Consider the following 8,516-nt stretch of genomic DNA (forward strand, 5'->3'; position numbering starts at 1 on the left):
CTCCTTTAGTGATCCATTGGTGGAATCATCAGGTAGCCCTCTTTTAACGGGTCCTGATCATTGTAAAAGAATCGATGCATACCCATTACCCATGCAGATCCTGTTATTTCTGGGATAACGGCTGTCAAATCGCCAACAGCTACTTCCTCTAGTACACGCGCCTGAAACAATGTACCTACAATACTTTCATAAATGAACGGTTCATTAATAGAGAGCTCATTTTTTGTGTACAGTGTCGCAATTTTAGCTGAAGTACCTGTACCACATGGCGAACGATCAATTCCGCCCGGCGGTACAACGACTGTATTTTTTAAATCTGCTAATTCATTTACTGGATCTGTATAAAACTCGATATGCGTTAACCCATGAATAAACGAAAACTCAGGATGTACGATCTCTTCCTTGGCATTCACGGCATTGCGAAGACGAATACCTGTATTAATAATATTCGTAGCATTTTCTACTGATAAATCGAGATCAATTTTTCTAGCATCAATAATGCCGTAAAAATTACCTCCATACGCAATTTCACATTCAACAATACCGAGTGCAGGGTCTTCAATTTCAACTGTCTTTAATAGAAAAGAAGGTACGTTATTAAACGTTACTTCCTTGGCCATACCATCTTCTACTTTAATTTTTACATCAATTAAACCTGCCGGTGTGTCTAATTTAATATGTGTATAAGGGGTTTGAACCTCAATTAAATTCGATTCAACAAGTGCTGTGCAAACGCCAATTGTGTCATGCCCACACATCGGTAAGTAGCCTCCAGTTTCAATATAAATCACACCTAAATCAGCTTCTGGATGGCAAGGGTCCGTAATAATAACACCTGACATAACACTATGGCCACGAGGCTCATTCATAAGAAATTTTCGGATCCAGTCAAAGTGCTTTTGCATATAAAGCATTTTGTCAGACATCGTTTCTCCTTCAAGCTTCGGCATGCCACTAATGAGTGAACGCGTTGGATTTCCACCTGTATGGGTATCAATTGTTGTAAATAACTTTTGAAATTTCATTTGTGGAGTACCCCTTTCTTAAATCTATTAATATTTACTGGCTCAGTAGGAATACATGTATCTTTGTGTTGTAGCAATTCTTGCACAAGCTTTCCTGTGACTGCGGCTAAGCTAATACCGTCCCCTTCATGGCCTGCCGCTATGTAGAAGCCTGGTATCTCCTGTACTTCGCAAATAATTGGTAAATGATCCTCTGTCCATGGTCTTAGCCCCGCATATGTACGAATAACCGACATATCAGCGATTTTCGGATAAAAGCGTACTGCACGTCTGGCAATCATTTTCACGACATCATGATTTACTTTCGTATCAAAGCCAACAAATTGACGACTACTCCCTATTAAAAAATTTTGTGCTTCTGTCGGTTCAAATACTAAAGCAACCCCATATTTTTCGATATCCGCATCCACCATACGCTCTCCACCGAATTTAGAAATCAAATAACCAAATTCCATTACCTTTCTCAGACCTACTGGTTGCTGACGTGATGCAACAATAATATGACCTTTACGTGGTTTAATAGGTACGTCAACCTCGAGCATTTGTCCAATAATCGGTGCCCAAATACCACAAGCATTAATGACTTTATTGGCTGTCATTATCCCTTCGTTAGTGTCGATTAAAAACGTGCCATTTGGCTGTTTCTTTATGTTTTTTACTTCTGTATGTTTTCGTATTTTTGCACCAAATTTCTCTGCTGAATGGAACATAGAAAATGTCAGCATATAAGGATTTACTGTGGAATCTGTTTTACACTCCAATCCACCATACAAATCATCTGCAAAAAATTTTGACTCGTTTCGCAAGTCTGCGCGATCTAACATATTAAAATCTAAACCCGCTTCTTGTTGACGAGTTACCCATTGCTGAGCGGCTTCCATTTCTACATCACTTTCACAAACAAGAATACTTCCAGGGTTGCGATATTCAAATTTAATTTCCAAATCTTTATCTAACTCATGTACTAATTGTTGGCTTACTAATGACATCTGGCTATCAAAACCCGGATCCTTATCTATAGCTAAAATATTTCCATCACAGCGAGAAGATGTACCACTCGCCAATTCATTTTTTTCGAGTACCATTATTTCTAGACCAGCCTTTGCACAATAATAAGCAATTGCCCCGCCAATAATGCCACCGCCAATAACTACGATATCATGATGAGATTTCTGCAAGACTCTCCCCCCTTTTTGCTAGCACTTAACATTCTGCAAAAAACGTGCCAAACTATCTATTCGAAATTTGTTTGATAAACTATGTAGTATGTGTCAAAATTATTTATATTATTCAAAAAAATTGAACATATGATTAATGAAGGAGGCCTTATTTTGCATCCATACCATTTAATTATGAATAAAATGTTAAAACGGAATTTGGCTTTTATCCCAATAGAGAATGTTGTGACTATACTTAACGATGACAAGTTACAGTACTTTGTCATTGAAAATGATAAACCGTATGCAGTGAAACGAGGGAAAAGAAAAAGTGATTTTGACTATATAGCCTGTCAAATTGTCCGCATGGATTGCCCAATCAAAACAGCACTTGATTATTTGGAGGAATATGAATTCTTACTTATACGTGATGAAACAAAACAATATATAGGATATTTATCAAGAGATTCCTTGATGTACGATCTCGCGTATGAATTAGAATGCATAAACGCTTATTTAAACACCATTTTAGAAACGATTAATGAATCGTGTACTGTCATTGATCGTCATCAAAACGTGATTTATTGGACTAAAGGAGCGGAAAGTATTTTTTCTGTATCTGGGGAAAATATTATTGGAAAGCCAATCACAGAGTTCTTTAAGGAAGATCAACTTGAAATTTTACATACATTGCAGCATGGAAAATCCGTTTATCAACAACAACATTTTCCACGTGAAGATCTAGTTGTAATGATTAATTCCAACCCTGTTATGTTAAACGATCAAACGATAGGCGCAGTCGTTGCCGAAACAGACATTACCCATGTTAAAAAATTAAACGAAGAGCTTCATATTACTTCTGAAAAATTACTGAATTTAGAGAAACAGATGAATACGAACGGTTTAGCCTATGACCCATTTACACTTATTCGTGGTAATAGCCCCACACTGAAAAAGGTGCTCGAAAAAGTAAAAAAGGTCGCAAAAACCGAGGCAAATATTTTAATCTATGGAGAAAGTGGCGTCGGGAAAGAGCTATTCGCACGCGCAGTTCACGCAATTCGTGAAAAACCAGATGCCCCATTTGTAGCCATCAACTGTGGGGCCATTCCAAGTGGCTTATTCGAAAGTGAGATTTTTGGTTATGAAAAAGGAGCCTTTTCTGGAGCACATCAAAAAGGAAAAAAAGGAAAAGTTGAGCTTGCACGAGGAGGTACACTATTTTTAGATGAAATTGGAGAAATGCCTTTAGATATGCAGGTAAAGATTTTACGATTGCTGCAGGAAAAAACATTTTATGCAGTAGGTGGCACAAAGGAAATGGATGTCGATTTTAATTTAGTAGCTGCTACTAATAGGGATCTAAAGCAATTAGTGAAGGAAGGAAAATTTAGAGAAGATTTATATTATCGTTTAAACGTCGTAAATTTCACAGTACCACCACTTCGAGAACGAGCTTCTGATATTTTGGAGATTAGTAACTACTTCTTATATGAGAAATCCATTAAATACAATCGGCCCATTCAAGGGATTCCGCCTGAAATTTCACAGATTCTTTTGCAGTATCAATGGCCAGGAAATGTTCGTGAACTAGGTAATGTTATAGAACGTCTCGTTGTTTTTTCTGATGAAGGGGCAATTCATATAGAAGATTTACCTGCAGATATTTTAGCAGCTGTTCCAAAAAGTGAAATGCTTGACGTACGAAAAGATTTTCCACTAGGAACGGAACTAAGCAATCAACTCGAGCATTATGAACGTGAAATTATTTTAGAGCAGCTTGCTTTAGTAAATGGCAATAAAAAAATTTGTGCCAAAAATTTAGGCATTACTCGGGCAACATTATACAATCGATTAAAAAAATTAAACATCGATGTATAATTTTTTAAAATAAGTGTCAATTTTTTATACACTTTCTTTCAATTTGCACCAAAGCATTAATGTACTTCTAAAAACACTTCTTGGCACAGTTTTTGCAGTAACTAATATGTAAATAAAATTCCTTACTTAGGGGTGTAGTTATGCAAAATAAATCTATGATTGTATGCCGTTGCGAAGAAGTTAGCTACGATGAACTCGTAGAAGTAGCATCTGAAAATAATTGCTCTGCCCGTGAACTTAAGCTTCGAACACGGGCAGGTATGGGCTATTGTGGTGGTCGTACTTGTCGTACAATGGTTGATCAAATCGCACACAAACATCGCACACGACTAGACTGCGAAATTTCATTAAAATATCAGGCACCTATTCGTCCTGTGCGGTTTGCCGACCTAGGGGAGGTTAAATAATGACTGAACGTATTTTGAGCCACCCTGTTTTAGGAGTTTTACCTTCAAAGGAAAAAGTGTCTTTCACTTTTGATGACAAAGAATATGAGGGATACAAAGGTGAATCCTTAGCAGCTGCCCTACTTGCAAATGGTATTCGCACCTTACGTGTCCATGAAGAAACAGGTCACCCCCGTGGCATCTACTGTAATATTGGTCACTGCTTTGAGTGTCGCGTCAATGTCAACGGCTTAGAAGGTGAACGCGCATGTATAACACCCGTCTCTAATGGCATGGTTGTGAACAGTGGTAAGACACTTCCTACGTCGGTCCGTGACTGGAGGAAAAACAATGGAAAATAAAGTGATTATTATTGGGGCTGGTCCTGCTGGGCTATCTGCCGCTATTACATTAGCAGAAAAAAATATAGCTGTTCTTGTCATTGATGAATACTTATATGCAGGAGGACGCTTACTTGGACAATTATATGAAGAAAGTCCAGGGAAATGGTGGAATGGTATTGTAGAATCCAAGCGTTTATTTGAACGTGCAAAAGCGCTCAATGTCGAACTTTTACTACAAACGAGCGTTTCAGATTTAGAAAAAATTGAGCAAGAGTGGATTGTCCATACAAATAAAGGTGTATTTCGAACAAGGCAGCTACTATTAGCTACAGGTGCCGCTGAATCTCCATTCCCAATTCCAGGATGGACACTTCCTGGTGTAATGTCTGTAGGAGCTGCACAAGTAATGACAAATGTACACCGTGTAAAGCCTGGAAAACGTGGGGTCATTATTGGCGTTAACGTACTTTCCTCAGCCATCGCGATGGAATTACAAATCGCAGGCGTTCAAGTAGCAGCTATCACATTACCCGCTACTAACTTATTAACAAAGGATAGCGGAAACCCTATTGAGGTTATGAATTCATTACTACATGTATCTCATATGGCCCCCTCTCCCCTTGTTAAAATCGGAAGTAAGTTTATGAAAAATGAATTTATGAAAAAGTTAGGTATTACCTTCTATCCAAAAAACGGAGTGAAAATGTGGGATATTCCAATTATGTTACGAAAAGCAGTCGTTGAAATAGTTGGCAAAGATCAAGTAGAAGGTGTAGTCATTGCAACAGTAAATACTGACGGCTCCATCGTTCCTGGCAGTGAAAAACGCATCAAAGCAGATTTTGTTTGTATCGCAGGAGGATTATATCCCTTAGCAGAACTTGCTTCTTTAGCAGGTTGTCCATTCCATTATATTGAACAATTAGGTGGGTTCATCCCGTTACATAATGAGCAAATGGAAACCAACTTAGATGGGCTACATGTTGCGGGCAATATTACAGGTATTGAAGGAGCGAAAGTTGCGTTAGCTCAAGGCAAAGTTGCTGCGCTGACAATCGCACATAAATTAGGCACCAGCACTACACAGCAAGAGATTCAACGCGCAATTGAAGATGTCGAGACAACAAGAGCAAACGCACATATTCAATTCCACCCAGAAGTTTTAGCAGGTCGCCAACAATTGAAAAAAATCTGGATAGAGTCATATCTAAATGTTACCAATTAAAACTGTCAGTATTTTAGACAAAACAAAAAAGTGTATAACATTTGAATACTACAAACTGAAGTTAAAAATCCTTTTCTCACACTACAGAGAAAAGGATTTTTATTTTATTTATAGGGCTATTATACGCCATAGGAAAGCGCTCCCAGAGTGAAATGTTCAATCAAGTACAGATTTTGCTGAAGTGTATTTTTTATGGCACAAAAAATGCATTAAGAATGATAAGGGAGGAAACTTTTGAAGGGAGGTATTTTTTAACTATTATCTTCAATTCATAAATAAAGAAGATTCACGCAAGTGTACTCACTAATGACCGAAAGTCTGTCCTATGCAGTAAGGCGTTTTAAGGATTCTATATGTTTACACATTGTGAAAATGTAAGCGTATAACTTTTTAAAAATGGTGAGAATGCTAGACATTTATGAAAAGCTATTCGACTTATAAAAAGAATTAGTTGTTGGAGGGGGAAAATCATATGGAAGCAATCGTTAATACATTAGTCGATTACATTTGGGGAAATGCACTCGTTTATTTAGCATTAGGGGTAGGTTTGTATTTTACTGTTCTGACCAGAGCTGTACAATTCCGTTATATTCCCGAGATGCTACGATTATTGCGTGAACGAAAAGAATCTAACGAAGGGATATCATCTTTCCAAGCTTTTTGTATGGCCTTATCTGGTCGTGTTGGGGTCGGTAATATCGCAGGGGTTGCTACTGCTATCGCAGCGGGTGGGCCAGGTGCCGTATTTTGGATGGGGCTTATGGCGTTTCTTGGAGGTGCAAGCGCCTTCATTGAATCTACCTTAGCACAAGTGTATAAGGAAAAAGCAGATGATCAATATCGTGGTGGATCACCGTATTACATTGAAAAGGGTTTAAAACTTAAAGGTTTTGCTATTTTTGTAGCGTTTGTTATTTGTCTTTCATATGGCGTTTTAGTACCGGGTATTCAAGCAAATACAATTGCCACGTCATTTAATACAGCATTTAATATTCCTCCATATGTAACGGGCATAATTATTGTGGTACTTTTAGGATTGATAATTTTTGGCGGTGTTAAACGTATTGCCCGCGTTGCAGATAAGGTAGTTCCTATTATGGCACTGGCCTATGTCCTTTTAACACTTATTATTTTAGGTGCTAATGCAAGTGAAATACCTAGTATGATTAAATTAATCCTTACAAGCGCCTTTGGGACAAATGCCATATTTGGCGGTATAGTGGGTACTGCTATTGCTTGGGGTGTCAGACGTGCGGTATTTTCAAATGTAGCCGGAGCTGGTGAAGCTACATTCAGTTCTGCAGCTGCTGAAGTATCCCATCCAGCTAAACAAGGGTTAGTACAAGGGTTTTCAATATACATCGATACGATTATCGTCTGTACAGCAACTGCGTTAATGATATTAATTACAGGTATGTATAATGTCACTCCTCCTGGAGCCACAACACCTCTAGTAGAAAACATTCCAGGTGTAGTAGCAGGGACTGCTTATACTCAGGCCGCTGTCTCTACTGTATTCGAAGATTTTGGAAGTGGTTTCGTGGCCATTGCCATATTCCTTTTTGCATTCACTACTTTAATGGCTTACTACTATATAGCAGAAACTACAATTGTCTATTTAGATAAAAAACTGCGTTACCCTGTATTAAAATTAGTTTTAAAATTTATCTTCTTAATAGTTGTGTATGTTGGAAGTGTTCAATCTGTTAGTCTAATGTGGGGGCTTGGAGATATTGGATTCGGGAGTATGAGTTATTTGAACTTTATTGCTATTGTTCTATTAACAAAACCAGCCATTAAAGTTTTACGTGATTACGACCGTCAAAAGAAGGCAGGTCTCGATCCGATTTTTGACCCACGAGAAGTAGGTATTAATAACGCAGATTTCTGGATAGAGTACAGCAACAAGCATAAACATACTCAATAAAAAAATAGCAACTACAACAAAAAGATTGTAGTTGCTATTTTTCATTGTTGGATGCTTTTTATCGATTACAACTTCTGATTATCCATAAAATAAAAAACAGCCAGCACACAGCTGACTGTTTCATTTGCCTAGCGACGTCCTACTCTCACAGGGGGAAGCCCCCAACTACCATCGGCGCTAAAGAGCTTAACTTCCGTGTTCGGTATGGGAACGGGTGTGACCTCTTTGCCATCATCACTAGACTATTGTCGACCTCCAATACACGGCGTATTACTGCGTCAGCTTCTCTCGCTCAATCGGTCACGTACAGAGGTACGCTCCCTCATTCACTCGTTTGCTTCCTTATACTACTTGTGTCTTGAAGCTCTCTTCGGCTTTCAATATACATCGTATCTTGAAACCCTTATATGAAAGGTTTTGTTCTTTCAAAACTGGATAAACGGCGCATTGAATGTTTCAAACATTTTGGTTAAGTCCTCGATCGATTAGTATTCGTCAGCTCCATGTGTCACCACACTTCCACCTCGAACCTATCTACCTCATCGTCTTTGAGGGATCTTACTTACTTGCG

The 8,516-nt window shown here is 38.3% G+C and carries 7 protein-coding genes and 2 rRNA genes; 5 read left to right on the forward strand and 4 right to left on the reverse strand.

Translation table 11 applies throughout. From position 1 onward, the window contains the following. Positions 1-5: 5 nt before the first annotated feature. Positions 6-1,025, reverse strand: a complete 1,020-nt coding sequence (locus BFJ97_RS22180) for a proline racemase family protein (RefSeq protein ID WP_068986785.1) — start codon at positions 1,023-1,025, stop codon at positions 6-8. Beyond that, complete coding sequence (locus BFJ97_RS22185) at positions 1,022-2,203, reverse strand: NAD(P)/FAD-dependent oxidoreductase (protein WP_068986786.1); 1,182 nt, start codon at positions 2,201-2,203, stop codon at positions 1,022-1,024. Before BFJ97_RS22185 ends, BFJ97_RS22180 begins: the two co-directional genes overlap by 4 nt. 153 nt (positions 2,204-2,356) lie before the next feature. On the opposite strand from BFJ97_RS22185, the gene BFJ97_RS22190 reads away from it, so the two are divergent. From BFJ97_RS22190 to BFJ97_RS22210, 5 genes are all read left to right on the forward strand, one after another. After that, on the forward strand, positions 2,357-4,063 hold the full coding sequence (locus BFJ97_RS22190; protein WP_068986787.1) for a sigma-54 interaction domain-containing protein: 1,707 nt from the start codon (positions 2,357-2,359) through the stop codon (positions 4,061-4,063). Between the two features lie 140 nt (positions 4,064-4,203). After that, entirely contained in the window at positions 4,204-4,470 is a 267-nt protein-coding gene (locus tag BFJ97_RS22195; RefSeq protein WP_068986788.1) for a (2Fe-2S)-binding protein, read from the forward strand. Further along, positions 4,470-4,811, forward strand: a complete 342-nt coding sequence (locus BFJ97_RS22200) for a (2Fe-2S)-binding protein (RefSeq protein ID WP_068986789.1) — start codon at positions 4,470-4,472, stop codon at positions 4,809-4,811. Before BFJ97_RS22195 ends, BFJ97_RS22200 begins: the two co-directional genes overlap by 1 nt. Then, complete coding sequence (locus tag BFJ97_RS22205) at positions 4,801-6,018, forward strand: NAD(P)/FAD-dependent oxidoreductase (RefSeq protein WP_068986790.1); 1,218 nt, start codon at positions 4,801-4,803, stop codon at positions 6,016-6,018. Before BFJ97_RS22200 ends, BFJ97_RS22205 begins: the two co-directional genes overlap by 11 nt. Before the next feature lie 472 nt (positions 6,019-6,490). Continuing rightward, positions 6,491-7,945 carry an alanine/glycine:cation symporter family protein gene (locus BFJ97_RS22210; protein WP_068986791.1) on the forward strand — a complete coding sequence of 485 codons (1,455 nt, stop codon included), beginning with the start codon at positions 6,491-6,493 and terminating at the stop codon, positions 7,943-7,945. 126 nt (positions 7,946-8,071) lie between these two features. Here BFJ97_RS22210 and rrf read toward each other — a convergent pair. Continuing rightward, positions 8,072-8,187, reverse strand: a 5S ribosomal RNA gene (rrf, locus tag BFJ97_RS22215). A 223-nt stretch (positions 8,188-8,410) separates the two neighbouring features. Continuing rightward, positions 8,411-8,516: ribosomal RNA gene (locus BFJ97_RS22220) — 23S ribosomal RNA — on the reverse strand; the annotation flags it as partial.

The sequence above is a fragment of the Lysinibacillus xylanilyticus genome (genome assembly GCF_001708185.1).
In the GTDB taxonomy this organism is placed as follows: Bacteria; Bacillota; Bacilli; order Bacillales_A; family Planococcaceae; genus Lysinibacillus; species Lysinibacillus xylanilyticus_A.

Bases quoted from the DNA above. Each gene is read 5' to 3' on its own strand.
- BFJ97_RS22210 (WP_068986791.1), top strand. From the start codon at position 6,491: ATGGAAGCAATCGTTAATACATTAGTCGATTACATTTGGGGAAATGCA.
- BFJ97_RS22195 (WP_068986788.1), top strand. From the start codon at position 4,204: ATGCAAAATAAATCTATGATTGTATGCCGTTGCGAAGAAGTTAGCTAC.
- BFJ97_RS22200 (WP_068986789.1), top strand. From the start codon at position 4,470: ATGACTGAACGTATTTTGAGCCACCCTGTTTTAGGAGTTTTACCTTCA.
- BFJ97_RS22180 (WP_068986785.1), bottom strand. From the start codon at position 1,025: ATGAAATTTCAAAAGTTATTTACAACAATTGATACCCATACAGGTGGA.
- BFJ97_RS22205 (WP_068986790.1), top strand. From the start codon at position 4,801: ATGGAAAATAAAGTGATTATTATTGGGGCTGGTCCTGCTGGGCTATCT.